The sequence below is a fragment of the Nocardioides sp. CF8 genome (assembly GCF_000389985.1).
Taxonomy (GTDB): domain Bacteria; phylum Actinomycetota; class Actinomycetes; order Propionibacteriales; family Nocardioidaceae; genus Nocardioides; species Nocardioides allogilvus.
Map to the genome: position 1 here is coordinate 4,212,376 of NZ_CM001852.1, position 414 is coordinate 4,212,789.

Sequence of the window (414 nt, forward strand, 5' to 3'; positions counted from 1 at the left end):
CATGCGGCGGATCCACTCGGTGGTCGGCGGTACTGCGTGGGGGGAGTGACGCTGGTTGAGCTCGATGGGCCGGTTAGTGCCGAGGGCGTCCTGGTACCGGTTGTGGCCGTGCTGGTGCAGGGAGACACCGACGGCGTGGGCGCTGACGTACAGGGCGTGCATGATCCGGGCGCGAGCGGCCTCGAGGTCGCGGAAGCTCTCGGCGCGCTGGACCGGGATGTCGGCGCCGTAGCGGTGCACCAGGTCGCTGGCGTGACCGAGGGTCCTGGTCATCTGGGTCATGCGCCGATCGGGCCGGCTCGCCGGTGGCCAGCTGGTGTTGCGCAGGCTCCTGCCGATCGCGTCTGCGACCGAGACCAGGCGGGTGATGGGTTCATCGCGGGGGTGCGCGCCTGCCCCGAATCCCTGCCCGGG

General features: G+C 71.5%; 1 protein-coding gene. It reads right to left on the minus strand.

Annotated elements, in window-relative coordinates; genetic code table 11:
• Nucleotides 1-282, minus strand: a 282-nt coding sequence (locus tag CF8_RS23750; RefSeq protein WP_198016916.1) for a hypothetical protein, incomplete at its 3' end; no start/stop codon positions are given.
• Nucleotides 283-414 lie beyond the last annotated feature (132 nt).